General features: G+C 69.5%; 19 protein-coding genes. 14 read left to right on the forward strand and 5 right to left on the reverse strand.

Features of this window, described 5'->3' with window-relative positions; translation table 11 throughout:
• The first annotated feature begins 4 nt into the window (after positions 1–4).
• The 3 genes from dmeF (at position 5) to F0Q34_RS06645 (ending at position 3382) form a co-directional block, all read left to right on the forward strand.
• Entirely contained in the window at positions 5–925 is a 921-nt protein-coding gene (dmeF, locus tag F0Q34_RS06635) for a CDF family Co(II)/Ni(II) efflux transporter DmeF (protein ID WP_149811395.1), read from the forward strand.
• An 88-nt stretch (positions 926–1013) separates the two neighbouring features.
• Positions 1014–2372 (forward strand): LLM class flavin-dependent oxidoreductase, encoded by a 1359-nt coding sequence (locus F0Q34_RS06640; protein WP_149811396.1) that lies wholly within the window; start codon positions 1014–1016, stop codon positions 2370–2372.
• Positions 2373–2386: 14 nt separating this feature from the next.
• Positions 2387–3382, forward strand: coding sequence for a tripartite tricarboxylate transporter substrate binding protein (locus F0Q34_RS06645; RefSeq protein ID WP_149811397.1), 996 nt, complete (start codon positions 2387–2389; stop codon positions 3380–3382).
• Between the two features lie 43 nt (positions 3383–3425).
• Here the strand turns inward: F0Q34_RS06645 and F0Q34_RS06650 are convergent, their stop codons facing one another.
• Positions 3426–5579 (reverse strand): TonB-dependent siderophore receptor, encoded by a 2154-nt coding sequence (locus F0Q34_RS06650; RefSeq protein ID WP_161600786.1) that lies wholly within the window; start codon positions 5577–5579, stop codon positions 3426–3428.
• 76 nt (positions 5580–5655) lie between these two features.
• Here F0Q34_RS06650 and F0Q34_RS06655 point away from each other — a divergent pair, with 76 nt between their 5' ends.
• Together F0Q34_RS06655 and purH are read left to right on the forward strand one after the other, a co-directional pair.
• Entirely contained in the window at positions 5656–6798 is a 1143-nt protein-coding gene (locus F0Q34_RS06655; RefSeq protein WP_149811399.1) for an ABC transporter substrate-binding protein, read from the forward strand.
• Positions 6799–6881: 83 nt separating this feature from the next.
• On the forward strand, positions 6882–8459 hold the full coding sequence (gene purH, locus F0Q34_RS06660) for a bifunctional phosphoribosylaminoimidazolecarboxamide formyltransferase/IMP cyclohydrolase (RefSeq protein WP_149811400.1): 1578 nt from the start codon (positions 6882–6884) through the stop codon (positions 8457–8459).
• A gap of 267 nt (positions 8460–8726) precedes the next feature.
• On the opposite strand, the gene polA is transcribed toward purH, so the two are convergent.
• Positions 8727–11591, reverse strand: a complete 2865-nt coding sequence (polA, locus tag F0Q34_RS06665; RefSeq protein WP_149811401.1) for a DNA polymerase I — start codon at positions 11589–11591, stop codon at positions 8727–8729.
• A 121-nt stretch (positions 11592–11712) separates the two neighbouring features.
• Positions 11713–11937, reverse strand: a complete 225-nt coding sequence (locus F0Q34_RS06670; protein WP_149811402.1) for a zinc-finger domain-containing protein — start codon at positions 11935–11937, stop codon at positions 11713–11715.
• Positions 11938–12218: 281 nt separating this feature from the next.
• Between F0Q34_RS06670 and mbfA the strand changes: the two genes are divergently transcribed.
• The 4 genes from mbfA (at position 12219) to F0Q34_RS06690 (ending at position 16807) form a co-directional block, all read left to right on the forward strand.
• Complete coding sequence (gene mbfA, locus F0Q34_RS06675) at positions 12219–13175, forward strand: iron exporter MbfA (RefSeq protein ID WP_149811403.1); 957 nt, start codon at positions 12219–12221, stop codon at positions 13173–13175.
• Positions 13176–13216: 41 nt separating this feature from the next.
• Complete coding sequence (locus F0Q34_RS06680) at positions 13217–13714, forward strand: nucleoside deaminase (protein ID WP_149811404.1); 498 nt, start codon at positions 13217–13219, stop codon at positions 13712–13714.
• A 371-nt stretch (positions 13715–14085) separates the two neighbouring features.
• The gene (locus tag F0Q34_RS06685) at positions 14086–14937 is read left to right on the forward strand and encodes a DMT family transporter (protein WP_161600787.1); all 852 of its coding nucleotides are present in this window, start codon (positions 14086–14088) and stop codon (positions 14935–14937) included.
• A 433-nt stretch (positions 14938–15370) separates the two neighbouring features.
• Positions 15371–16807 (forward strand): chlorohydrolase family protein, encoded by a 1437-nt coding sequence (locus tag F0Q34_RS06690; protein WP_149811406.1) that lies wholly within the window; start codon positions 15371–15373, stop codon positions 16805–16807.
• A gap of 35 nt (positions 16808–16842) precedes the next feature.
• Here the strand turns inward: F0Q34_RS06690 and F0Q34_RS06695 are convergent, their stop codons facing one another.
• On the reverse strand, positions 16843–17208 hold the full coding sequence (locus F0Q34_RS06695; protein ID WP_149811407.1) for a hypothetical protein: 366 nt from the start codon (positions 17206–17208) through the stop codon (positions 16843–16845).
• 217 nt (positions 17209–17425) lie between these two features.
• Here F0Q34_RS06695 and F0Q34_RS06700 point away from each other — a divergent pair, with 217 nt between their 5' ends.
• On the forward strand, positions 17426–19021 hold the full coding sequence (locus F0Q34_RS06700) for a catalase (RefSeq protein ID WP_149811408.1): 1596 nt from the start codon (positions 17426–17428) through the stop codon (positions 19019–19021).
• 71 nt (positions 19022–19092) lie between these two features.
• Here the strand turns inward: F0Q34_RS06700 and F0Q34_RS06705 are convergent, their stop codons facing one another.
• Positions 19093–19899 carry a ferredoxin--NADP reductase gene (locus tag F0Q34_RS06705; RefSeq protein ID WP_149811409.1) on the reverse strand — a complete coding sequence of 269 codons (807 nt, stop codon included), beginning with the start codon at positions 19897–19899 and terminating at the stop codon, positions 19093–19095.
• 122 nt (positions 19900–20021) lie between these two features.
• Between F0Q34_RS06705 and F0Q34_RS06710 the strand changes: the two genes are divergently transcribed.
• The 4 genes from F0Q34_RS06710 (at position 20022) to F0Q34_RS06725 (ending at position 24013) form a co-directional block, all read left to right on the forward strand.
• Entirely contained in the window at positions 20022–20738 is a 717-nt protein-coding gene (locus F0Q34_RS06710; RefSeq protein ID WP_149811410.1) for a GNAT family N-acetyltransferase, read from the forward strand.
• A 108-nt stretch (positions 20739–20846) separates the two neighbouring features.
• Positions 20847–21872 (forward strand): YihY/virulence factor BrkB family protein, encoded by a 1026-nt coding sequence (locus tag F0Q34_RS06715; RefSeq protein WP_149811411.1) that lies wholly within the window; start codon positions 20847–20849, stop codon positions 21870–21872.
• 100 nt (positions 21873–21972) lie between these two features.
• Entirely contained in the window at positions 21973–23391 is a 1419-nt protein-coding gene (locus F0Q34_RS06720; RefSeq protein WP_149811412.1) for an esterase-like activity of phytase family protein, read from the forward strand.
• A 106-nt stretch (positions 23392–23497) separates the two neighbouring features.
• On the forward strand, positions 23498–24013 hold the full coding sequence (locus F0Q34_RS06725; protein WP_149811413.1) for a GNAT family N-acetyltransferase: 516 nt from the start codon (positions 23498–23500) through the stop codon (positions 24011–24013).
• Positions 24014–24076: the final 63 nt, after the last annotated feature.

Genomic DNA, 24076 nt, shown 5'->3' on the forward strand with positions numbered 1-24076 from the left:
CGCCATGGCCGAGCCGCACAGCCATGTCTTCCTGGGCCGCGCGCATGACGAGAATGCGCGCCGCACCCTTTGGGTCGTGCTGCTGAGCGCGGCCATGATGGTGGCGGAAATCGCCGCCGGCCTTGCCTTCGGCTCCATGGCGCTGCTGGCGGACGGGGTTCACATGGCCACCCATGCCGGCGCCCTGGCCATTGCCGCCGCCGCCTATGCCTTTGCCCGCCGGCACGCGCATGACCGCCGCTTTTCCTTTGGCACCGGCAAGGTGGGGGATCTGGCGGGCTTCGCATCGGCCCTGGTGCTGGTCCTGTTCGCCCTCGGCATCGCGGCCGAATCGGCGGCGCGGCTGGTGAGCCCGGGCGACGTGGCCTTCGGCCAGGCCGCGCTGGTGGCGGTGATCGGCCTGGCGGTGAACCTGCTCAGCGCGCTGCTGCTGTCGGGCGGCCACCGCCATCACGGGGGCGGCCATGGGCATGACGGCCACCACAGCCATCACCACCACGGGCATGGCGACAACAATCTGCGCTCCGCCTATCTGCACGTCCTGGCCGATGCGCTGACCTCGGTGCTGGCTATCCTGGCCTTGCTGGGCGGCTATTTCCTGGGCTGGGCCTGGCTCGATCCCGCCATGGGCATGCTGGGCGCGGCGGTGATCGCCCGCTGGTCCTGGAGCCTGATGCGCGACACCGCCGCCATGCTGCTGGACGTCACCGACCCGCGGCTGGAAGCGGAAATCCGCGCCCGCCTCGACGATGGCGGCGGGACGCGCATCACCGACCTGCATGTCTGGCGCGTCGGGCCGGAGGCCCATGCCGCGATCGTCAGCGTCAGCGGCGGTCTGGCGGTGGAGGCCGTCCGCGGGCGGCTGGCGCCGATCCACGGGCTGGCGCATGTCACGGTGGAATGCCGGGGCCAATCCGCGACTTGATATTGTGCAATCATATCTATCACGGTATCTAGCGGCGGATTGTTGATCGAAGGGGAGCGAGACGCCCCTTTTCCGGGATTCCCGCCGCATGCCTGCTTCCTCCCCGCGCCAGATGCGCCTTGGATTGTTCCTGCTTTCCACCGGGCATCACATCGCCGGCTGGCGGCATCCCGGCGCGCAGGCCGACATGCCCACCAGCATCCGCGCCTTCGCGGAGATCGCCCGCATGGCCGAGGCCGCGCGCTTCGACATGCTGTTCCTGGCCGACAACAACTGCGTGCCGCAGACCGACTGGCCGGCGGTGCGCCGCACCACCCGCGCCAACATCTTCGAGCCGATCGCGCTGCTCTCCGCCCTGTCGGTGGTGACGGAGCGCATCGGCCTCGTCGCCACCGGCTCCACCACCTATTCCGAGCCGTATCACATCGCCCGCGCCTTCGGCACGCTGGACCACATCTCGGGCGGGCGGGCCGGCTGGAACATCGTCACCACCTCCAACAGCAACGAGGCGTGGAATTTCGGCCGCGACAGCCACATGGCGCATGCCGACCGCTATCGTCGCGCCGCCGAGTTCGTGGAGGTGACAAAGGGGCTGTGGGACAGCTTCGCCGATGATGCCCTGGTCCGCGACGTGGAAAGCGGGATCTACTTCGACGCCGGCAAGCTGCGCGTGCTGGACCATCAGGGCGAGCATTTCACCGTGCGCGGCCCGCTGAACCTGGCGCGCCCGCCGCAGGGCCACCCGGTGCTGGTGCAGGCCGGCGGGTCGGAGGCCGGCCGCGACCTCGCCGCCCGCACCGCCGAGGTGATCTTCGCCGTCAACCAGGCGCTGCCCGACGCGCAGGAATTCTACGCCGACATCAAGCGCCGCCTCCTCGCGCATGGCCGCGACGCCGAGGCGGTGAAGGTGATGCCCGGCCTGTTCCCCGTGGTAGGCCGCACGCGCGCCGAGGCGGAGGACCGCATGGCGGAGCTGCAACGCCTGCTGCACCCGGATGTCGGCCTGTCGCTGCTGTCCTTCCTGACCGGCGGCTTCGACTTCTCGCCCTATGACGTGGACGGCCCCCTGCCGGAGCTGCCCGACACCGATGTGGGCAAGGCGCGGCTGAAGGTGATCGCCGACCTGGCGAAGCGCGAGAACCTGTCGATCCGCCAGCTTTACGAGCGCATCGCCGTGTCGCGCGGGCACCACATGGTGGTGGGCAGCGCGGCGGAGATCGCCGACCGCATGCAGGAATGGTTCGAGGGTGGCGCGGCGGACGGCTTCAACGTCATGCCCCCCACCTTCCCGGAGGGCTTCCGCGCCTTCACCGAGCTTGTCGTGCCCGAATTGCAGCGGCGCGGATTGTTCCGCACCGAATACAGCGGCGCCACGCTGCGTGAGCATCTGGGGCTGGCCCGCCCCCCGCACGCGGCGCGCGGCCATGTCGCGCTGCCCCCCGCCTGAACCGGAACATCACCATGAACCGCATCAGCCGCCGCGCCGCGCTGGGCCTGCTGGCCGCGCCCGCCCTCCTCGCCCCGCCCCGCGCCGCCCGCGCCGCTTCCCCGCCCGCCTCCCCCGCCTGGGCGCCAAGCCATCCGGTCCGCATCATCGTGCCCTTCCCGGCGGGGGGCGGGCTCGACCTGATCGGCCGCGTGCTGGCCGAGGCCTGGTCCCCGGTCCTCGGCCAGCCGGTGGTGGTGGAAAACAAGGCCGGCGCCGCCGGCGCGCTCGGCATCGAGCAGGTGTTCCGCGCCGCGCCGGATGGCCACACCCTGGGCATCACCTCCGCCGGCAACGTCACCATCGGCCCGCTGCTGCGCAAAACGCCCTATGACCCGATGGCGCTGACCCATGTCAGCCGGATGACCACCAGCCCGCTGCTGCTGGTGGCGCGCAAGGACCTGCCGGCGGCCGACCTCGATGCCTTCCTGGCCTGGGCGCGGGCGAAGCCGCGGGAGGTGCGCTTCGGCTCCGGCGGCATCGGCTCATCGACGCATCTGGCGCAGGCGCTGCTGAACATCCGGCTCGGCACCGACATGCTGCACATCCCGTATCGCGGCACGGCGCCGCTGCTGACCGACCTTGCCGCCGGCATCGTCGATGTGGGCTTCAGCGACGCGGCGGTGTGGCCGATGATCGACCAGGGCACGCTGCGGCTGCTGGCCGTGTCCACCGCCGAGCCCTGGGCGCGCTCGCCCGGGACGCCCGTGCTGGACGGCAAGGCCGGCGAGTTCCGCGTCAACAACTGGTACGGGCTGGTGGCGCCGCCGGGCCTGCCGCCCGCCATCCTGGCGCGGCTGGAAGCCGAGGCGGCGAAGGCGCTGGCGCTGCCCCGGGTGCGGGACGCCTATGCCGCCTCCGGCTTCACCGCCGCGGCGCTGCCGGAGAGGGAATTCGCGCCTTACCTCGCCGGCGAGATCGCGCTGTGGAAAGGCGTGGTCACGGCGGCGAGGATCGAGGTCGAAAGCTGAACAAACGCCGGAAGGAGCGGCGATCCTCCCTCCGGCCCCGCGCTCACCAGCGATAGCGCAGGCTGCCGATCACCGTCTGTCCCGTTCCCCAGTAGCAATAGCTCTGGGCGCAGGTGTAGTAGTCCTTGTCGGTCAGGTTGGTGGCGTTCACCGCGACCCGCATGCCCCGCAGCGCCGGCGCCACCGCGTCGAGGTCGTAGCGGATGGCGGCGTCCAGCAGCGTCACGGCCTTCGCCTTGCCGCCGCTGTTGTCGTCATCGATGTAGCTCGACCCGATATGGCGGGCGCCGAGGCCGAAGCCGAGCCCGCGCAGCGGCCCCTCGGTGACCGTGTAGTCGCCCCAGCCGGAGATCAGGTGGCGCGGCTGGCCGGAGGGCACCTGGCCCTCGGTGTTGTCCTCCGCTTCCGTCACCTTGGCATCCAGATAAGTGTAGCTGGCCAGCAGCTTCAGGCCGCGGCCGAGATCCGCCACCCCTTCCACCTCGAAGCCGCGCGAGCGCACCTCGCCGCGCTGCCCGGTGAAGCCGAAGGAAACCGGGTCGCCGAAGATGCCGTTCTGCTGCGTGATGTGAAACACGCTCGCGGTGACCAGGCTGTTGCGCCCCGGCGGCTGGAACTTGATCCCGGCCTCGTATTGCTGCGCGGTGATCGGCTTGTAGGCGCTGCCATCCTCGCTGTTGGTGCCAAGGGCCGGGATGAAGCTGCTGCTGGCGGAGACATAGGGCGCGATGCCGTTGTTGAACACATAGGTCAGGCCGGCCCGCCCGCTCCAGGCGCTGTCCGACTGCGTGTCCTTGCTGCCGGCGGCGCGGTTCCGCGTGGTTGTCTCCACCCAGTCATGCCGGCCGGACAAGGTCAGGATCCAGTTGTCGAGCCGCATCTGGTCCTGCAGGTAGAGGCCGAGCTGGTCCTGCCGCTGCGCGGTGCGCAGGGTGATGGCGGGATCGCTGTAGGGCTGCGTGCCGTAGTTCAGCGTGGCGAGGTCGAGCGACGGGAAATCCGTCGCGTCGCCGCCGCTGGAGCGGAAGGACGAATACAGGTAGTCCAGGCCGAACATCACCTGGTGGCTGACAGGGCCGGTGCCGAAGCGCCATTCCGCCTGGTTGTCCACGGCCAGGGTGTTCAATTGCTGACGCCGCACCCCGGCGCCCCGCAGCGCCGAGCGCCCATCGGGCGAGATGCCGTAGATGTAGCTGTATTCAAGGTCGGTATCGACATGGCCGAAGCGCAGGTTCTGCCGCAGCGTCAGCGCGTCGTTCACCTGATGCGCCAGTTCGTAGCCCAGTCGCCAATGCTCGACATTCATGTCGTTATAGGCGGGATCGCCGCTGTTGAGGCGCGTCATGCCGATCAGCGGGTCGTAATGGGAGGTGACGGTGCCCCCGGTGCTGTCCTTCTGATAGGCGCCGAGCAGCGTCAGCGTTGTCCGGTCATCCGCGCGCCAGGTGAAGGCGGGGGCGATGTAGAGGCGGTTGTCCGGCACGCTGTCATTCTGCGTGTCGGCGTCGCGCACCAGCCCGGTGAGGCGATAGGCGAAGTGGCCATCCTCGCCCAGCGGGCCGCCGAGATCGAACTGCGCCTGCTTCCGGTCATGCGTGCCGTATTGCAGTTCCAGCTCCCCGAAGGGCGTGTCGGTCGGGCGCTTGGTGACGATGTTGACCAGCCCGCCGGCGGTGGAGGGGCCATACAGCGCGGAACTCGGCCCGCGCAGCACGTTGACGGCGGACAGGCCATAGGGCTCGGTGCGGAAGATGGCGAAGGAATTCGCCGCCTGCCGCAGCCCGTCCCGGAACAGCCCCGTATAAACGGCGTCGAAGCCGCGGATCACGAAATCGTCGAAGCGCGGGCTGAAGCCGAAGGTGTTGACGCGCACCCCGGCGCTGTAGCTCAGCGCCTCCTGCAAGGATTGCACGTTGCGGGAATCCAGCTGTTCCCGCGTGATGGTGGACACCGATTGCGGCGTTTCCAGCACCGGCGTGTCGGTCTTGGTGGCCGCGCTGCCGGCTTCCGGCGTGAAGCGGCGGGATTCGGTGCCTGGCAGCGGGCGCCGGGCGGAAACATCCACGGCCGGCAATTGCAGAACCGGGCCCGCCGCATCCTGCGCATGGGCGGGGAAAGCGGGCATCAGGGGAACAAGGGCAGTGCCGGCCAGCAGCCAGGCGACCCGGCGAAAGGCCGGAGCAAGCGGAGGGAGCATGGGCAATGTCTTTGTGCCGTTCGAGGAGAAGGGCCGAGTTGTTGACATTGATTTGCATTCTCGTCTAGCTGGCCGCATGACGCCCCGCCGCCATGTCCTGGCCAGCCTGCATGTCCTGGCCAGCCTGGGCCTGCTCGCCCTGGCCCCGGCCGCGGCGGCGCCGCCTTCCGGCTGGCCGCTGACCGTGACCGACCTCGCAGGGCGCCGCGTCACCATCCCACGGGAACCCCGGGCGGTGCTGCTCGGCTCCGGCTTCGACCTTGTGGCGCTGTCCCTGATCGAGCCGGACCCGGTGGCGCGGCTGGCCGGCTGGGCGCCGGACCTGGCGCGTTACAGCCCCGCCCTCGCCGAGGCCTTCGCGGCGCGCTTCCCGCGGCTGCGGGCGCTGCCGCGCACCGGCGATGGCGGCGGCGGCACCCTGCCGCTGGAACCGGTGCTGGCCGCGGCGCCGGACCTCGTCATCCTGGCGGGCTGGCAGGCCGGGGACAGCACCCTGCTGGGCGGGCTGGCGGCGGCGGGCGTGCCGGCCCTGGTGGCCGATTTCAACCAGGACCCGCTGCGCAACACCCCCGCCTCCCTGCGGCTGCTCGGGCAGGTGCTGGGGCGGCGGGAACAGGCGGAGGCCCTGGCCGGCTTCTGGGAAAGCCGCCTGTCGGCGATCCGGGACAAGCTGGCGGCCGAACCCGGCCCGACGCCGCGCGTCCTGCTGCATGCCTTCCCGGGCGGCGGCGATTGCTGCTGGGTGGCAGGCAGCAGCGGGGTGGGCGGCTTCCTGGCGGCCGCCGGGGGCCGCAACATCGGCGAGGAACGCTTCCCCGGCGGCAGCGGCGGCCAGCTCAACCTGGAATGGCTGATCACCGAGCAGCCGGATGTCTATATCGCCACCGGCCTGCAGAACGGGCTGGGGGTGGGCGGCTTCTCGATCGGCCCCGGCATAGCGGAGGACGTGGCGCGCGATTCCCTGGCCCGCGTGCTGGAGGCGCCGGGACTCGCCGCCCTGGCGGCGGTGCGGGGCGGCCGCGCCCATGGGCTGTGGAATTTCTTCAACGCCGTTCCGCTGAACATCCTGGCGGTGGAGGCGCTGGCCCGCTGGAGCCGCCCCGACCTGTTCGCCACCCTCGATCCGGGCGCCACCCTGGCCGAGATCAACCGCCGCTTCGCCGCCCTGCCCTTCACCGGCACCTATTGGGTCAGCCTGCCGCCAGCCGCGCAGCGCTGACCCGCGCGGTCCCCGGTTGAGGCTTCGGCCCTGAGGGTCTATCCCGCCCGCGACGAGACTGCGTGAGAAGGTTCCCCTCCGCCATGGCCGACATCGTGACCATCCGCCGCGCCCTGATCTCGGTCTATGACAAGACCGGATTGCTGGAATTCGCGCGCTTCCTGGCGTCCAAGGGCGTCGAGATCCTGTCCACCGGCGGCACCGCCCGCCTGCTGCGGGAAAACGGCCTGGCCGTGGTGGAGGTTTCGGACCATACCGGCTTCCCCGAGATCCTGGATGGCCGCGTGAAGACGCTGGTGCCGCAGATCCATGGCGGGCTGCTCGGCCGGCGCGACCTGCCGGAGCATGTGGCGCAGATGGAAAGCCACAGGATCGCGCCGATCGACCTGCTGGTGTCCAACCTCTACCCCTTCGAGGCAACGGTCGCGAAGGGCGCCTCCTACGGGGAAACCGTCGAGGAGATCGACATCGGCGGCCCAGCCCTGACCCGCGCGGCGGCCAAGAACCATGCCGATGTGGCGGTGGTCACGCATCCGGACCAGATGGCGCAGGTCCAGGCGGAGATCGAGGCCTCGGGCGGCACCTCCCTCGCCACCCGCAAGACTCTGGCCGCCGCCGCCTTCGCCCGCACCGCCGCCTATGACACGGCGATCTCCACCTGGTTCGCGGAAAAGCTGGAGCAGGAATTCCCGCCCTCCCTGTCCGTGGCCGGCGGCCTGAAGCAGACGCTGCGCTATGGCGAGAACCCGCATCAGCGCGCAGCCTTCTACACCGACGGCTCCAACCGCCCCGGCATCGCCACGGCGACGCAGGTGCAGGGCAAGGAACTGTCCTTCAACAACCTGAACGACACCGACGCCGCCTTCGAATGCGTGGCCGAGTTCGACGAGCCCGCCATCGTCATCGTCAAGCACGCCAATCCCTGCGGCGTGGCCCAGGGCACGAGCCTGGCCAATGCCTGGGACCTGGCGCTGCGCTGCGACCCGGTCTCGGCCTTTGGCGGCATCATCGCCGCCAACCGCACCCTGGACGCCGCCGCGGCCGAGCGCATCACGGCGATCTTCACCGAGGTGGTGGTGGCCCCCGACGCGGATGAGGAAGCCCGCGCCATCTTCGCCCGCAAGAAGAACCTCCGCCTGCTGCTGACCGGCGGCCTGCCCGACCCGGCGGCGCCGGGCCGCATCATCCGCTCCGTCTCGGGCGGCTTCCTGGCGCAGTCGCGCGACTCGGGCCGCATCGACGAGGCGGCGCTGAAGGTGGTCACTAAGCGCGCGCCCACGGCGCAGGAAATGGCCGACCTGATCTTCGCCTTCCGCGTCGGCAAGCACGTCAAGTCCAACGCCATCGTTTATGCCAAGGGCGGCGCCACGGTGGGCGTCGGCGCCGGGCAGATGAGCCGCGTCGATTCCGCCCGCATCGCCGCCTGGAAATCGGCCGAGGCGGCCAAGGCGGCCGGGCTGGAAGCGCCGCTGGTGCATGGCTCGGTGGTCGCCTCCGACGCCTTCTTCCCCTTCGCCGATGGCCTCCAGGCGGCGGCGGCGGCGGGTGCCACGGCGGTGATCCAGCCGGGCGGCTCGATGCGCGACAACGAGGTGATCGCGGCGGCGGACGAGGCCGGGCTGGCGATGGTGTTCACCGGGATGCGGCATTTCCGGCACTGATACGCCAGGGAGGCGCTGCCTCCCTGGAACCCTCCGCCGGGGTGGCAAGGGCCACCCCGGACCCCGCCTTCAATTGGGACAAGACCCCAAGGACGGCGCCATGAGATTCAACAAAGGCCACGAGGGCTGAGGCTCCGGTCGCCGGAGGTCATGGACCTCCGGCGCGCAACCTCCGCAAAGGCCGTTGATGTCAGGGTCTGGGGTGGTTCAACCACCCCAGATTCTTTTGCTCCCTTGGGGTGGTTCAACCACGCCGGAACACGTCCCTCAGTGCGCGACGCCCCAGTTCGGCCCGTGCCCGATCTCGGCCTTCAGCGGCACGCGCAGTTCGGCCACGCTTTCCATCACCTGCCGCACGCATTCGGCGGTGGCCTCGATTTCCGCTTCCGGCACCTCGAACAGCAATTCGTCATGCACCTGCAGCAGCATGCGGGCGGACAGGCCGGCTTCCCGGAGGGCGCGCGGCATGCGCACCATGGCGCGCTTGATGATCTCGGCGGCGCCGCCCTGGAAGGGGGCGTTGATGGCGGCGCGCTCGGCATTGCCGCGGCGGGCCTGTTCCTTGGCCTGGATGCCGTCGATCCACAGCTTGCGGCCGAAGGGCGTGGTGACGTAGCCCTTCTCCCGCGCCTCGGATTTCAGCCGCTCCATTTCCTCCAGGATGCCGGGATAGCGGGAGAAATAGGCCTCGATGATGGAGCGCGCCTCGGCCGCCGGGATGCCGAGGCGGGAGGCCAGGCCAAAGGCCGACATGCCGTAGATGATGCCGAAATTGATGGTCTTGGCGCGCCGCCGCGCCTCGCGGTCCACCTGGTCGGGCGCGAGGTTGAAGATGTCCGCCGCCGTGCGGCTGTGGATGTCCTCGCCCTTCTCGAAAGCTTCGCGGAGCGAGGGCACGTCGGCCAGATGCGCCAGCAGCCGGAGCTCGATCTGCGAATAGTCGGCGGCCAGCAGCACATGGCCCGGCTCGGCCACGAAGGCGCGGCGGATGCGCGCGCCTTCCTCCGTGCGGATCGGGATGTTCTGCAGGTTGGGCTCGGTGGAGGAAAGCCGCCCCGTCGAGGTGATGGCCATGGAGAAATCGGTGTGCACCCGCTTGTCGCGCGGGTCGATCTGCGCGGCGAGCCCTTCCACATAGGTGGATTTCAGCTTCGCCAGCTGGCGCCAGTGCAGCACCTTGCGCGGCAGCTCGTGCCCGCGGGAGGCAAGGTCCTCCAGCACCGCCGCATCGGTGCCCCAGGCGCCCGCCTTGCCGCGCTTGCCGCCCGGCAGCTTCTGCTCGTCGAACAGGATCTCGCCAAGCTGCTTGGGGGAGCCGACATTGAACGGCTTGCCGGCCAGCTCGTGGATCTCCTTCTCCAGCACCACCATGCGCGCGGAGAAATCCTCGCCGATGCGGGTCAGTTCGGCGCCATCCACCTTGATGCCGGCGATCTCCATGTCGCGCAGCACGGCGATCATGCGGCGCTCCACCTGCTCGTAGAGCGCCAGGGCCTGATCGGGGCGCAGGCGCGGCTTCAGCGCGCGCCACAGCCGCAGCGTGACATCGGCATCCTCGGCGGCGTAGGCGGTGGCCTTGTCGAGCGCCACCTGGCCGAAGGGGATGCGGGCGCGGCCGGTGCCCGTCACCTCGTCATAGGTGATGGGCCTGTGGCCGAGATGGCGCAGCGACAGCTCGTCCATGCCATGGCCGTGCCGGCCGGCATCCATGCTGTAGGAGATCAGCATGGTGTCATCGACCGGCGAAACGGCGATGCCGCCATGCTCCGCCCGGCACAGCACCTCCAGGTCGTATTTGGCGTTGTGCAGCACCTTCATCACCGCCGGGTCCTCCAGCAGCGGCTTCAGCGCGGCGATGGCAGCCTCCTGGCTCATCTGCGCGGGGGCGACGGGCGCTTCCTGCAGCATGTCGCCCGTTCCAGGCGGCGGGCCGTGCCGTAGCGGGATGTAGCAGGCCTTGCCTGGCGCCACGGCCAGCGAGATGCCCACCAGGTTGGCGTGCAGCGCGTCCAGGCTGTCCGTTTCGGTGTCCACCGCCACCACCCCGGCTTCCCGCGCGGCGGCGATGAAGGGGGCGAGGCCTGCTTCGTCCACCACCGTCTCATACGGGCCGAAGGGGGCCTCGTCGGCGGCGGGGGTGATCTCGGTGACGGTGCCGGGCGCGGCCTCGGGCAGTTGCGGCGCGAAGCGCGGGCGGCTGACCGGCGCCGTCTCGGGCGCGGCGTCGCCATCAAGGCCCATGCGGTGCAGCAGGGAACGGAAGCCCTGTTCGCGCAGGAAGCCGGCGAGGCGCCCCGGCTCCGGCGGACGGGCCAGCAGCTCGTCGATCGGGCGCGGCAGCGGCGCGTCGCAATCGAGCGTCACCAGCTTCTTGCTGATGCGCGCCAGCTCGGCGTTGCTGAGCAGCGCCTCGCGCCGCTTCGGCTGCTTGATCCCCGGCGCGGCGGCCAGCAGCCCTTCCAGGTCGCCATATTCGTTGATCAGCGCGGCGGCGGTCTTGATGCCGATGCCGGGCACGCCGGGCACGTTGTCCGTGCTGTCGCCGGCGAGCGCCTGCACGTCCACCACCTTGTCGGGGGTGACGCCGAACTTTTCCAGCACCTCCGGCTCGCGGATCGGCTTCTGCTTGATCGGGTCCAGCAGCTGCACGCCGGGGCGCACCAGCTGCATCAGGTCCTTGTCGGAGGAGACGATGGTGACCTGCCCGCCCAGCGCCTCGAAGCCCTTGGCATAGGCGCCGATCAGGTCATCCGCCTCGTAGCCGTCCAGCTCGATGCAGGCGACGCCATAGGCGGCGGTGGCCTCGCGGATCAGGGCGAATTGCGGCACCAGCTCGGGCGGCGCCTCGGGGCGGTGCGCCTTGTACTGGTCGTAGATGGCGTTGCGGAAGGTGACGCGGGAGGCGTCGAACACCACCGCGATATGGGTGCCGGCATGACGGGTCAGGAACTGGCCCAGCATGTTGGTGAAGCCGAACACCGCGTTCACCGGCACGCCATCCGGCCGCGTCATCGGCGGCAGGGCGTGGAAGGCGCGGAAGATGTAGCCGGAGCCATCCACCAGGATCAGATGCGGCTCGGCCTCCTTCACGGGTTCGGCCAGGATCTCGGGGCTGACCGCCGCATCCGCCATGGTGTTCGCCTTTCCTGCCTGGGCGCCGCCGCCCGGTCAGGCGCCGATGCCTGGCCGGGCCGCGATGCCCGCGAAACAAAATCCCGAAGCGTGCCCCGCGCCTCGCGGCGCGGCGGGTGCCTCAGTGGTGGCCGTCATCCCCGGCGCCCTCGGCCAGCACATAGGTGCGGGAGCAATAGGGGCAGGTGACCTGGGTGTCCTCGATGCGCAGATAGACCATGGGGTGGCCCATCGTGCCGCCGCCATTGTTGCAGGCGACCTTGCGGCTCTGGACGATGGTCTTCTCCTCCGGCGTTACGCCGGGGATCAGGGTCGGGGTGTAGCCGGTCAGCTTCTCGTCGCGCATCGGGGTGAAGTTCCGTCCGTCTCGGGTGCGGCGGAAGATAAGGGCAAGTGCGGCGCGAGGCCAGCGCGGGCGGGGCCTTGCCTGGTCCGGCCCGGCCGGGCGCGAAGCGCGGCCGCCGGCGGGGCGGGATCAGGAAATGCCCGCCGCCTTTTCTTGAGCCTTGCCCACCGCACCCAGGAAGAACAGTAAAACCCTACCCCATTATTGCGAATGAGATTAAGAACTGCTCTCATCATTTTGGAATTACTTGATTTTTGTGGTAACCAGGGCATGCTGCGTCCATGCCGAGCCTCAAGGACCTTTCCGAGCGCGAGCTTCTCGCCCTGGCCATCTCCAACGAGGAGGAGGATGGCCGCATCTTTTCCGATTTCGCGGAAAGCCTGCGCGCCCAGTATCCGGCCAGCGCCGCCGTGTTCGAGGAAATGGCGCTGGAGGAAAGCGGCCACCGCCGCCAGCTTATCGACCTGTATGTGGAGCGCTTCGGCACGCATATCCCGCTGATCCGCCGGCAGGACATCCGCGGCTGGATCCGCCGCCGGCCGGCCTGGCAGGTGCTGCCGCTGGGCATTGAGGCGGTGCGGCGCCACGCCCGGCAGATGGAGGAGGATGCCGGCCGCTTCTACACCGCCGCTGCGGCGCGCAGCACTGATGCCGGCATCCGCAAATTGCTGGGCGACCTGGCCACGGCTGAGACCAGCCACACCCACAGCATCGACGCCATGGAGCGCCAGCACCTCGCCGGCGGCGTGCGCGAGGCCGAGAATGACAGCGCCCGCCGCCGCTTCGTGCTGCAGATCGTGCAGCCGGGGCTGATCGGGCTGATGGATGGCTCGGTTTCCACCCTGGCCCCCGTCTTCGCCGCCGCCTTCGCCACGCAGAACTCGCATGACGCCTTTCTGGTCGGGCTGGCGGCCAGTGTCGGCGCCGGCATCTCCATGGGCTTCGCCGAGGCCCTGGCCGATGACGGCAGGCTGTCGGGGCGCGGCACGCCGCTGCTGCGCGGGCTGGTGTCGGGGCTGATGACCATGGCCGGCGGCATCGGCCACACCCTGCCCTACCTGCTGCCGGATTTCTGGACCGCCACGGTCCTGGCGGTGATCGTCACCGTTCTGGAATTGCTGGCCATCGCCTGGATCCAGTGGAAGTTCATGGACACCCCGCCACTGGCCGCCACCGCCAAGGTGATGCTGGGTGGCGCGCTGGTGCTGGCCGCCGGCATTCTGATCGGCGGCGGGTAGGCCATGGCCGGCATGTCCGTGCCATCAAGGGAGGAACAGGAATGACCGGGAACCGGGACACGGAGTTCATGGGGCTGGCGCTGGCGCAGTCCGAGTTGGCGGCCGCGCGCGGACAAGCGCCCTTCGGCGCCGTGGTGGTGGATGAGCACGGCCAGATGGTGGGCGAGGGCCACAACCAAGTCCGCGCCGACCGCGACCCCACCGCCCATGGCGAGATGACCGCGCTGCGCGCCGCCTGGAAGCGCCTTGGCAGTGCCGCCGCGCTGAAGCGATGCACCCTCTACACCAGCTGCGAACCCTGCCTGATGTGCAGCACCGTGATCGCGCAATTCGGCATTCCGCGCGTGGTGATCGCGGCACGGGCCAGCGACGTGCCAGGCTCCCGCCCGGTGCTTGGCACCGGGATGCCCGGTGTCGCGGAATGGGTGAACCGGCAGCAGGGCTGGGCGCCGGTCGAGGTGGTCACGGATTTCCGGCGGGAGGAAGCGGCGCGTATCCTCAAGGCGTTTCCGTGGGACGCGCCCTGGGACGGGGCCTGAGGCGACCGGGCTGGCTGATGGGAAGGGGGGGTTTCCTCCCCCCTCAAGCTCCACTGGAAGGAGAGCGTCCTCCTCTGCACCCCTTGGGGTGATGCCCAGTCGGCGAGAGGCTGCTTTCGACCCAAAGGGGACTCGTCTCAGGGCCATCTGAATGATCGAGCGTGGTTTGGAAGCGGCCTGGCCGCTGCCGAACCACAGCAGGGAGGAGCAAACACTCGGCAGCGGTTGCCGCACTGCCACACACGGCCCGAAGCAGGCTCCTTGAGGGCATGGCCAGCGGCCGATTGGCAGGGCATCCTCTTGGAGATCCAGGAGAAGGGCAGGCTGTGTCCCAGGCATCAGAAGAGCAGAACTTCCGTTCTGCACCACTCTTGGCCATCAGCCTGATACTGTTCTCCAGTCTGCTGTACGTGGTCGGCTACTCTCTGTCCAAGGTGCTGGTCGAGAGCTACGGCCTCACGGCACTTCAGGTGACCTTTCTTCGTTGCGCCATGGTGCTTGGTGGCAGTCTGTGCCTGCTCCCATGGTCCGGCTCCGGCATCAGCCTGGCGCGCCTTCTTGTCCCGCCGCGGGCATGGGAGCAACGGGCTGCCGCAACCGCGCTTGTGGTGTCGAATGCCCTGGCGATCGTCTCCTACAGCCTGATGCCGGTGACCACCGCCTCCGCCCTTGGCTTCACTACACCGTTGCTGCTGGCTGCCTTTGGCAGCCTGTTCCTCGGTGAGCGCGCATCCTGGGTCCGCTGGCTCGGCACCGGCATCGGCTTCTCCGGGATGTTGCTGATCGTGCGGCCAGGTGCCAGTCCGGTCGGCCTTGGGATCGTGGCCGCGCTGGGCGCCGCCGTGGCCTACTCGCTGTACCAGATCCTGATCCGCCGCCTGCGCGCCGTGGCCTCCAGCCTGGACACCGCCTTGCAGGTCGCGCTGGTCGGCACCGTATTGCTGGCCGGACCGATGATGGTTTTCTGGCGATCCCTCAGCCTCGGGGCCCTCGCGATCATGGCGCTGTGCACCCTTATCCAGACGGCAGCCTTGGCCAGCCTTGCGGCCGGGCTACGTCGTGGCGAAGCCTCGCAGCTGGCACCCTGGCAGTTCTCCGGCCTTCTGTGGGCCATGCTGATCGACGCGGTGATGTTCTCGCTGGTGCCGAGCGCCTACTCGATCCTCGGAGGCGTTCTGATCATTGGTGGCGGCGTTCTGGCGCAGCTTCGCTTCGGACGATGAGCGGACACAGTGGCGAAGCACAACCGGTGCATCCGGCGATCGCTCAACCAAGCTGAGATGCTTCATCGAGCGGTGCCCGGCCAGGCCACTTTTCGTTGGCCCTGACTCTGCGGCCCAGAAGCAGTCAAAAGCGACTTCCGGATTGCAGGAAGCTGCTGAACGATCTGGATGGCTGATATGGGCGCCGAGCGGCAGCCGGAATGCAGCGCCTTCCATGTCCGCTTCCCACCCTGAACAGACCCGCCAACCGGGTCCGCTGCATGCCGGCACCCCCGGACGGGTTCCCAAAGGCCTCAGGCCTTTGGCAGGGAGGGTCCTGAAGGGGCGGGGCCTCTCCCCGGCAGGCCTGGACCGCGCTCTGGGGAGCTGCGCTCTTGACGCTGCCCCGGCCCTGCCGAAGGCTCCATTCCAGGCCCGACGGAGGAACGATCCCTTGCCGCAACGCACGCTGATCCGCGCATCCCACATCATCGGCTTCCAGAATGGCGGGCACCGCCACCTTCGGGATGGCGTGGTGGTGATCGAGGACAACAAGATCCTGCATGTCGGCCGCGATTTCGAAGGCACGGTGGATGCCACCATCGACGCCACGAACAAGGTGGTCACGCCGGGCTTCATCAACACCCACGCCCACCTGTCCGAGAGCCCGCTGGACAAGAGCTTCGTGGAGGATCGCGGGCCGCGGCAATTCTATCTGTCCGGCCTGTTCGAGTTCCTGTCCGCCCGGGATGGCGCCATCACCGAGGAAACCCGCCGCGCCTGCATCGCCTATTCCATGCCGGAGCTGCTGCGCACCGGCACCACCACCATCATGGAGATCGGCTGGCATGGGGACGTGGTGGCCGAGCATGCGGCGCGCTGCGGCCTCCGCGCCTATATCGGCCAGGGCTACCGCTCCGGACGCTGGTTCACCGACAATGGCCGCACCGTGGATTACGAATGGTCGGAAGATGACGGCGTCGGCGCCATGGATGCCGCCATCGACTTCATCGAGCGCGTGGACGGGCGGGAGAATGGCCGCATCAAGGGCTTCCTGACGCCGATGCAGGTGGACACCTGCTCGGAAGCGCTGCTGCGCCGCTCGGCCGAGGCGGCGAAGGCCATGAAGGTGCCGCTGGCGCTGCATGTTTCCCAGTCGGTGCCGGAATTCCAGGAGATGGCGCGGCGCCATGGCTGCACCCCGATCGAATGGCTGCAGAAGATCGGCTTCCTGTCGGAGCGCTGCATCCTCGGCCATTGCATCATCCCGGGCGAAAGCTCCTGGGCCAATTACCACGCCGACGACATCGGCATCCTGGCCGACAGCGGCGCCAATGTGGCCCACGCGGTGTGGGTGTTCGCCCGGCGCGGCATCGCCATGGAAAGCTTCGCCCGGTATCAGGCGCGCGGGGTGAACATGACGCTCGCCACCGACACCTGCCCGCAAAGCATGATCGAGGCGATGCGCTGGACCTCGGTGGTGTCCAAGATCCAGGACCGGCGGACGCAGGTGGCCACGGCGGCGGATATGTTCAACGCCGCCACGCTGAACGGCGCGCGGGCGCTGGGGCGCGACGACCTCGGCCGCATCGCGCCGGGGGCCAAGGCGGACCTGCTGCTGTGGCGCAGCGACAGCCTGTTCATGACGCCGCTGCGCGACCCGATCCGCAACCTGGTGTTCTCAGCCGCCGCCGAGGACCTGGACATCTCCATCATCGATGGCCGCGTCGTCATGCAGGGTGGCGTGGTGCCGGGCTATGACCCGGTGGAGCTCGGCCGCGCCGTGCAGGAAGGGGCGCAGGCCATGTGGGACGGCATGCAGCGCCGCGACTGGGCCGGGCGGGACATCGAGCAGCTTTCGCCTTCCTCCTTCCCGGCCTTCGCGGGCTAGGCCAGGGCGGCCGCCCTGGCCCAGCCCCGGCGGCTTCAGCGCGGCGTGGCGTTGAACTTGTCGAACAGGGCGTTGGCCGCGTTGACGCAGGCCTGCACCGGCTCCTTGTCGGAACAGCGGACCCGCACCTCCGTGTCGCCCCGCCGGAAGGTGAAGCTGGAGCCCAGCGGCGGGGCCGGCGGGCGGTGCCGGCCATGCATCATCCCGTGCATGCCGCGCATCCCGTCCCGCGGGCCGGCGCCATGCGGGGGGCCGTCCGGGCGCTCGCCGGGGCCGGGGCGGCCGGCTTCCGCGGCCGGCGGCGCGGGAGGGGGCGCAGTGGAGGGCGCCGGCTGTGCCGCAGCCAGCCCGGCAGCCCCCAGCCACGCGGCACCCACGCCCAGCATCAGCCATTTGCGCATCGCTCGATCCTTATCCTGTTGCCCGGACGACCCCGGAACCCCACACTTGTAGGGCGGCGGCGCATAACAGTGTCGCTCGCTCAGCAACCAAGTGTAGCGGGCCTGCTGGGTTTCACCGCCGTCCCTGCGCGGCGGTCTTCCGGGAAGAAGGGAACCGATCCCCCGCCCGGCTGTTCCACCCAGGAACCTCTACCGACACGAAAGGGACGTCACCAGAATGGCAGAAGACCGCAAGGTGCTGACGACGCGGCAGGGCCACCCCGTCTACGACAACCAGAGCCTGCGCAGCGTCGGCGAGCGTGGCCCGGCCACGCTGGAAAACTACCAGTTCATCGAGAAGATCACGCATTTCGACCGCGAGCGCATCCCCGAGCGCGTGGTGCATGCCCGCGGCGCCGGCGCGCATGGCTATTTCGAGGCCTATGGCAAGATCGGCGACCAGCCCGCCAGCAAGTACACCAAGGCCCGCGTGCTGACCGAGACGGGGGTGAAGACGCCGCTTTTCGTGCGCTTCTCCACCGTGATCGGCTCCAAGGACAGCCCCGAAACGGCGCGCGACCCGCGCGGCTTCGCGGTGAAGTTCAAGACGGTGGACGGCAACTGGGATCTGGTGGGCAACAACCTGCGGATCTTCTTCATCCGCGACGCCATCAAGTTCCCGGACATGATCCACGCCTTCAAGCCGGACCCGGTGACCAACCGGCAGGAGGCCTGGCGCTTCTACGACTTCGTGGCGCATCACCCCGAGGCGCTGCACATGGTGACCTGGGTGAAAAGTCCCTGGGGCATCCCCGCCAGCTACCGGCACATGGAAGGCTCCTCCGTCAACACCTACAAGCTGGTGAACGCGGAGGGCGTGGCGCATCTGGCGAAGTTCAGCTGGGTGCCGAAGCAGGGCGTGAAGAACCTCACCAGCCAGCAGGCGGCCGAGATCCAGGCCAAGGACACCGGCCACGCCACGCGCGACCTGTATGACGCGATCGAGCGCGGCGAATATCCGGAATGGGAATTCTGCGTGCAGCTCATGTCGGACGATCCGCATGACGAGCTGGATTTCGACCCGCTGGACGACACCAAGCGCTGGCCGGAAGACAAGTTCCCGCTGCTGCCCGTGGGCCGCATGGTGCTGAACCGCGCGCCGGACGATTTCTTCGCCGAGGTCGAGCAATCCGCCTTCGGCACCGGCGTTCTGGTGGACGGCATCGACTTCTCGGACGACAAGATGCTGCAGGGCCGGACCCTGTCCTATTCGGATACGCAGCGCTACCGCGTCGGCGCCAACTACCTGCAGCTGCCGATCAATGCGCCACAGGAAAAGGCCCGCGCTCACACCAACCAGCGGGATGGCGTGATGGCCTACCATGTGGATCGTGGTGGGCAGAACAAGCACGTCAACTACGAGCCCAGCATGATGGGCGGGCTGCAGGAAGCGCCGCGCCCGGCCAAGGAATACCACCAGTGGGTGGAAGGCCATCTCGGCCGCTACCAGACCGCCCGCACCCAGGACGACTACAAGCAGGCCGGCGACCGCTACCGCTCCTTCGAGGACTGGGAGCGGGACGATCTGATCGCCAACATGGTGGCCGACATGAAGGAATGCCCGGAGCCGATCGCGCTGCGCATGATCTGGCACTGGTGGCATTGCGACGAGGATTATGGCCGCCGCGTCGCGGAAGGGGCGGGCATCGACCTGCAAAAGGCCCTGGCCCTGCCGCCGCTGCCCAACCGCCCGGCGCCGGGCGAGAAGCTGCAGGGGCCGACCTATACCAGCGGCAAGAAGGAAGAGGCGTCGCACAGCCAAGCGGCCAACTGAATGCGCGGGAGGGGCGATGCCCCTCCAGCAGGGTCAGGGGGGCGGCATTCCCGGCGGAATGCCGCCCTCTCCTATTTCTCGACGAAGGCCTTTTCGATCACGTAGTGGCCGGGGCGGCTGTTGGCGCCTTCCTCGAAGCCCATGCCTTCCAGCAGGCCCTTGGTCTCGACCAGCATTTCCGGGCTGCCGCACAGCATGACGCGGTCCTCCGCCGGGCTGAAGGCGGGCAGGCCGAGATCGCTGAACAGCTTGCCGGAGCGGATCAGGTCGGTGACGCGGCCCTGGTTGCGGAACGGCTCCCGCGTCACGGTGGGATAGTAGAGCAGCTTGCCGCCAACCAGCTCGCCCAACGCCTCGTCCTGCGGCAGCGCCTCGATCATGTCGGCATAGGCCAGCTCCGCCACCTGCCGCACGCCATGCAGCAGCACCACCCGCTCGAACCGGTCATACACCTCCGGTTCCCGGATCAGCGACAGGAAGGGCGCGAGGCCCGTGCCGGTGCCGTAGAGCCACAGCGTCCGCCCCGGCAGCAGCGCGTCCATCACCAGCGTGCCGACCGGCTTGCGGCCGATCAGGATCTCGTCCCCGGCGCGGACATGCTGCAGCCGGCTGGTCAGCGGGCCGTCCTGCACCTTGATCGACAGGAATTCCAGCCCCTCGTCCCAGGGCGGGGAGGCCACGGAATAGGCGCGCACCAGCGGCTTGCCTTCCACCATCAGCCCCAGCATCACGAACTGCCCGGCCGTGAAGCGGAGCGTCGGGCTGCGGGTGCAGCGGAAGGAAAACAGGCGGTCCGTCCAATGATGCACCTGCTCCACCGTTTCGGTGGAATAGGCCGGGTGGGCGGATTTCCAGGCGGGTCGGGTTTCGGCGTTCATCGGCGGAGAGATGGCCTTTCCAGGGCGCCGGGCAAGTCACGGAGGCCCCAGGGGCGACATCCGGGGACGGGACCATGACACGGCTTGCATGCGGCCGCGGTTGCGGTGAGCCTTCGCCTATCATGAGCAAGCCGTCCGACGCCACACCCCAACCCGCATCCCTGCCCCCCCCGCCCGTCGGGCCGGAGGTCGATCCGACGCCGCGGCCGCTGCCGGCGCGGGTGCCGCATCGCGGCGCCTCGGTGACGCTGGAGCCGCTCGGCATCCGCCATGCGGAGGAGCTGTGGGAGGCGGTGCAGGGCGCCGGGGACAGCTGGGCCTATATGGGCTACGGCCCCTTCCCGGATGCCGTCAGCTTCCGCCGCTTCCTGGGCGGTTTCGCCACCACACACGACCCGATCGCCTGGGCCGTGCGCCCGCACATCTCCGGCCGCGCGCTGGGCTGGCTGACGCTGATGGAGATCCAGCCCGCCAACGCCGCGATCGAGCTGGGCAACATCTGGTTCTCCCCCCGCATGCAGCGCTCGCGCGCCGCCACCGAGGCGATGTTCCTGCTGATGCGGCATGCCATGGACGATCTCGGCTACCGGCGCCTGGTGTGGAAGTGCAACGCGCTGAACGCGCCTTCCCGCCGCGCCGCCGCCCGCCTCGGCTTCACCTTCGAGGGGGAGCACCGCGCGCATATGGTGGTGAAGGGGCGGCGGCGCGACACCGTCTGGTTCTCGATCCTGGAGGATGAATGGCCGGCGCGGCGCGATGCCATCGCCGCCTGGCTGGCGGAGAAGAATTTCGACCATCTGGGGCGCGCGCGCGCCAGCCTCGGCGCGCGGCCCGCGTAACCCGGTCCGGGGCTCGGTCGTTGTTGAGCCGGAGCTTTTCGCACCGGCGCCCGCTCCCGCCCCGCGCCCCAGGCCGCCGCGCCCCAAGGAAAAACCCCAGGAACGTTCATGCCCCCCTCCGAAAGGCTGCATCAGGTCCGCGAAACCATCCTCAAGGCCAAGGGCACCCTGCCGGAGCCGCCGCCCCCGGTCTCGGATGTGGGCCGCGGCGCGACGCATCCGGCGCAGATCCCGGCGCGCGGCTGGTGGAGCATCATCAAGCGGGCCTTCATCGAGGCCTATAACGACCGGGTGATGACCGAGGCCGCCGGCATCACCTTCTACGCGCTGTTGTCGATGTTTCCCGCCATCACGGCGCTGGTGTCGCTCTACGGCTATGTGGCCGACCCGCAGATCGTCGGGCAGCACCTGCAGCTGCTCAGCGGCTTCGTGCCGGATAGTGGCGTGCGGCTGATCGACGAGCAGCTGACCCGCCTCACCACCGGCGAGAAAAGCGCGCTGGGCTTCGGCGCCGTCACCGGCCTGCTGGTGGCGCTGTGGTCCGCCAACCAGGGCACCAAGGCGATGTTTGACGCGCTGAACATCGTCTACGAGGAAAAGGAGAAGCGCTCCTTCCTCAAGCTGACGGTGGTGACCCTCAGCTTCACCCTGGGGGCGCTGGTGTTCATGATGCTGGCCCTGGCGGCCGTGGTGGTGCTGCCGGTCGCGCTGACCTTCGTGGGGCTGGGCGGCTCCACCGAGCTGATGCTGCGCCTGGCGCGCTGGCCGCTGCTGCTGGCCATCATCACCGGGCTGCTGGCGGTGCTGTACCGCTATGGCCCCAGCCGGGAACGGGCCCGCTGGCGCTGGGTCAGCTGGGGCGGCATGGTCGCGGCGGTGCTGTGGGTGCTGATCTCGGCCGGCTTCTCGATCTATGTCAGCCGGTTCAGCAATTACGACGCGACCTATGGCTCGCTCGGCGCGGTGATCGGCTTCATGACCTGGATCTGGCTGTCCTCCATGGTGGTGCTGCTGGGTGCCGAGCTGAACGCCGAGATGGAACACCAGACGAGGCGCGACAGCACCACCGGCCCCGAGCTGGAGCTGGGCCAGCGCGGCGCCCGCATGGCGGACACGGTGGCGCGCGCCCCCTGACGCGGTTTCGTCATCCGGCCGTCAAGCGGCGGCAACACAGGCCCCGTATCAGCGCAGCCCATCGCATCCGCCCCGGACGGGGCGCACGGAGAGATGGATCATGCGCACCCTGTTGCTGGCCGCCACCGCCCTGATCGGGCTGGGCGGCGCCGCCCTGGCCCAGACAGCCCCGGCCCAAGGCCAGGCCGGTTCCGACCGCAAGGTCGAGGCCCGGCTGGCCGGCCACGCCATCCTGCCCGCCTTCACCATGGCCCTGCCGCCGGCCGACGCGCCGCGCGATGCGCTGGTGTCGGGCAAGTTCACCGCCGCCGCGCGCCAGGACCGCCCGGGCGCCCTGCCCGGCACCACCGGCCCTGCGCCGTCCGGCCGCCCGACCGGCATCTCCCTGCCCTTCATCGGCCAGCCGGTGCAGGGCTTTTCCGGCATCAAGCCGGTGGCCAGCGATCCGGGCGCCTATTGGGTGCTGACGGACAATGGCTTCGGCAACAAGCGCAACAGCGGCGACGCCCTGCTGATGTTCCACAAGGTCCGTCCCGATTTCCGCGCCGGGCAGGCGGGCGGCCAGGTGGCGGTGGAACGCACCGTCTTCCTGTCCGACCCGGACCGGCGCGTGCCCTTCCGCATCGCCCATGAGGGCACCGCCGAGCGCTACCTGACCGGCGCCGATTTCGACCCGGAAAGCATCGAGCCCATCCCCGATGGCTCCGGCTTCTGGATCGGCGAGGAATTCGGCCCCTTCCTGATCCGCGTCGATGCCGGGGGGCGCGTGCGGCAGGTGGTGGAAACCCGGCTTGATGGCCAGGTGCTGCGCGGCCCGGACCATCCGGCGGTTTCCGTGGGCGCCACGCCGGCCGCCGGGGCCGATTTCCGCGTCCGCCGCTCCGGCGGCTATGAGGGCATGGCCATGCTGCCCGACGGCTCCCGCCTTTGGGCGCTGCTGGAGCAGCCGCTGTTCCAGCCGAACAGCGACCAGGCCGAGGGCGGCTTCCTGCGGATGATGGAGTTTGACACGGCGAAGGGCGACTGGACCGGCCGCTCCCTGAAGCTGCGGCTGGAGCCCGGTGCCACCGCCATCGGCGATTTCAACATGATCGACGAGCGCCGCGCCCTGGTGATCGAGCGGGACAATGGCGAAGGCGACGCTTCCCTTGCCTGCGCCGACGGGCGGAACCCGCCCGGCTGCTTCCCCGCCCCGGCCAGGGTCAAGCGCGTCTCGCTGGTGGATCTCGGCGCCGCGGATGCGGAGGGCTTCGTGCGGAAGCTCGCCCATATCGACCTGCTGGACATCCGCGACCCGGAAGGATTGTCGCGGCAGAGCGGCGACCGCGCCGCCTCCGTGCCGAGGGACCGCTTCAGCTTCCCCTTCTTCACCATCGAGGACGTGGCGATGGTGGATGCGGAGCACATCATTGTCGGCAATGACAACAACCTGCCCTTCAGCGCCGGCCGCCACCTCGCCCGCGCCGATGACAATGAGATGATCCTGCTGCACGTGCCGGACCTGCTGCGCGCGCGTTGATCCCGCCACCCGCGCCCCTGCCCGCCCGGGGCGCGGCCCTTGACCGCTTGCCGTCCGCCGCCGCCCACCCTACCCCTAGGGGAAGACCCTGGTGGAGACTGACTGCATGCCGTTGCGTGACGCGACCCCCGCAGACCTGCCGGCGATCACCGCGATCTACGCCCACCATGTCCTGCACGGCACCGGCACCTTCGAGGAGGAGCCGCCGGACGAGGCCGCGATGGCCGCCCGGCTGCGGCGCGTGCAGGAGCGTGGCTGCGCCTGGCTGGTGGCGGAGGAGGCGGATGCCGTTCTGGGCTTCGCTTATTTCACCCCGTTCCGCGAATGCTCGGCCTATCGCCACTCGGCCGAGGATTCGATCTATGTGCGCCATGACGTGCATGGCCAGGGGCTGGGCAAGAGCCTGGTGGCCGCCCTGCTGCAACGCGCGGAGCAGGCGGGCTACCGGCAGATCTTCGCCAATATTGGCGATTCGGAGAATGTGGGTTCCATCGGCCTGCACCTGTCGCTCGGCTTCCGGCAGGTCGGCACCTTGCGCGCCGCCGGGCTGAAATTCGGCCGCTGGCTGGACGTGGTGCAGATGCAGCGGGGCCTGGGCGCCGCCGACCGCACCCTGCCCTAGCGTCATACAGGGCCGGGTGTCCCGCCCCGGCCGCTTCCGCGACAGCCGGGCAGAATCGGGTAA

The sequence above is a fragment of the Teichococcus oryzae genome (assembly GCF_008386565.1).
Lineage (GTDB): Bacteria > Pseudomonadota > Alphaproteobacteria > Acetobacterales > Acetobacteraceae > Pseudoroseomonas > Pseudoroseomonas oryzae.

Coding starts and splice junctions, on each gene's coding strand:
- dmeF (WP_149811395.1), top strand. CDS start 5: ATGGCCGAGCCGCACAGCCATGTCTTCCTGGGCCGCGCGCATGACGAG.
- F0Q34_RS06640 (WP_149811396.1), top strand. CDS start 1,014: ATGCCTGCTTCCTCCCCGCGCCAGATGCGCCTTGGATTGTTCCTGCTT.
- F0Q34_RS06645 (WP_149811397.1), top strand. CDS start 2,387: ATGAACCGCATCAGCCGCCGCGCCGCGCTGGGCCTGCTGGCCGCGCCC.
- F0Q34_RS06650 (WP_161600786.1), bottom strand. CDS start 5,579: ATGCTCCCTCCGCTTGCTCCGGCCTTTCGCCGGGTCGCCTGGCTGCTG.
- F0Q34_RS06655 (WP_149811399.1), top strand. CDS start 5,656: ATGACGCCCCGCCGCCATGTCCTGGCCAGCCTGCATGTCCTGGCCAGC.
- purH (WP_149811400.1), top strand. CDS start 6,882: ATGGCCGACATCGTGACCATCCGCCGCGCCCTGATCTCGGTCTATGAC.
- polA (WP_149811401.1), bottom strand. CDS start 11,591: ATGGCGGATGCGGCGGTCAGCCCCGAGATCCTGGCCGAACCCGTGAAG.
- F0Q34_RS06670 (WP_149811402.1), bottom strand. CDS start 11,937: ATGCGCGACGAGAAGCTGACCGGCTACACCCCGACCCTGATCCCCGGC.
- mbfA (WP_149811403.1), top strand. CDS start 12,219: ATGCCGAGCCTCAAGGACCTTTCCGAGCGCGAGCTTCTCGCCCTGGCC.
- F0Q34_RS06680 (WP_149811404.1), top strand. CDS start 13,217: ATGACCGGGAACCGGGACACGGAGTTCATGGGGCTGGCGCTGGCGCAG.
- F0Q34_RS06695 (WP_149811407.1), bottom strand. CDS start 17,208: ATGCGCAAATGGCTGATGCTGGGCGTGGGTGCCGCGTGGCTGGGGGCT.
- F0Q34_RS06700 (WP_149811408.1), top strand. CDS start 17,426: ATGGCAGAAGACCGCAAGGTGCTGACGACGCGGCAGGGCCACCCCGTC.
- F0Q34_RS06705 (WP_149811409.1), bottom strand. CDS start 19,899: ATGAACGCCGAAACCCGACCCGCCTGGAAATCCGCCCACCCGGCCTAT.
- F0Q34_RS06710 (WP_149811410.1), top strand. CDS start 20,022: ATGAGCAAGCCGTCCGACGCCACACCCCAACCCGCATCCCTGCCCCCC.
- F0Q34_RS06715 (WP_149811411.1), top strand. CDS start 20,847: ATGCCCCCCTCCGAAAGGCTGCATCAGGTCCGCGAAACCATCCTCAAG.
- F0Q34_RS06720 (WP_149811412.1), top strand. CDS start 21,973: ATGCGCACCCTGTTGCTGGCCGCCACCGCCCTGATCGGGCTGGGCGGC.
- F0Q34_RS06725 (WP_149811413.1), top strand. CDS start 23,498: ATGCCGTTGCGTGACGCGACCCCCGCAGACCTGCCGGCGATCACCGCG.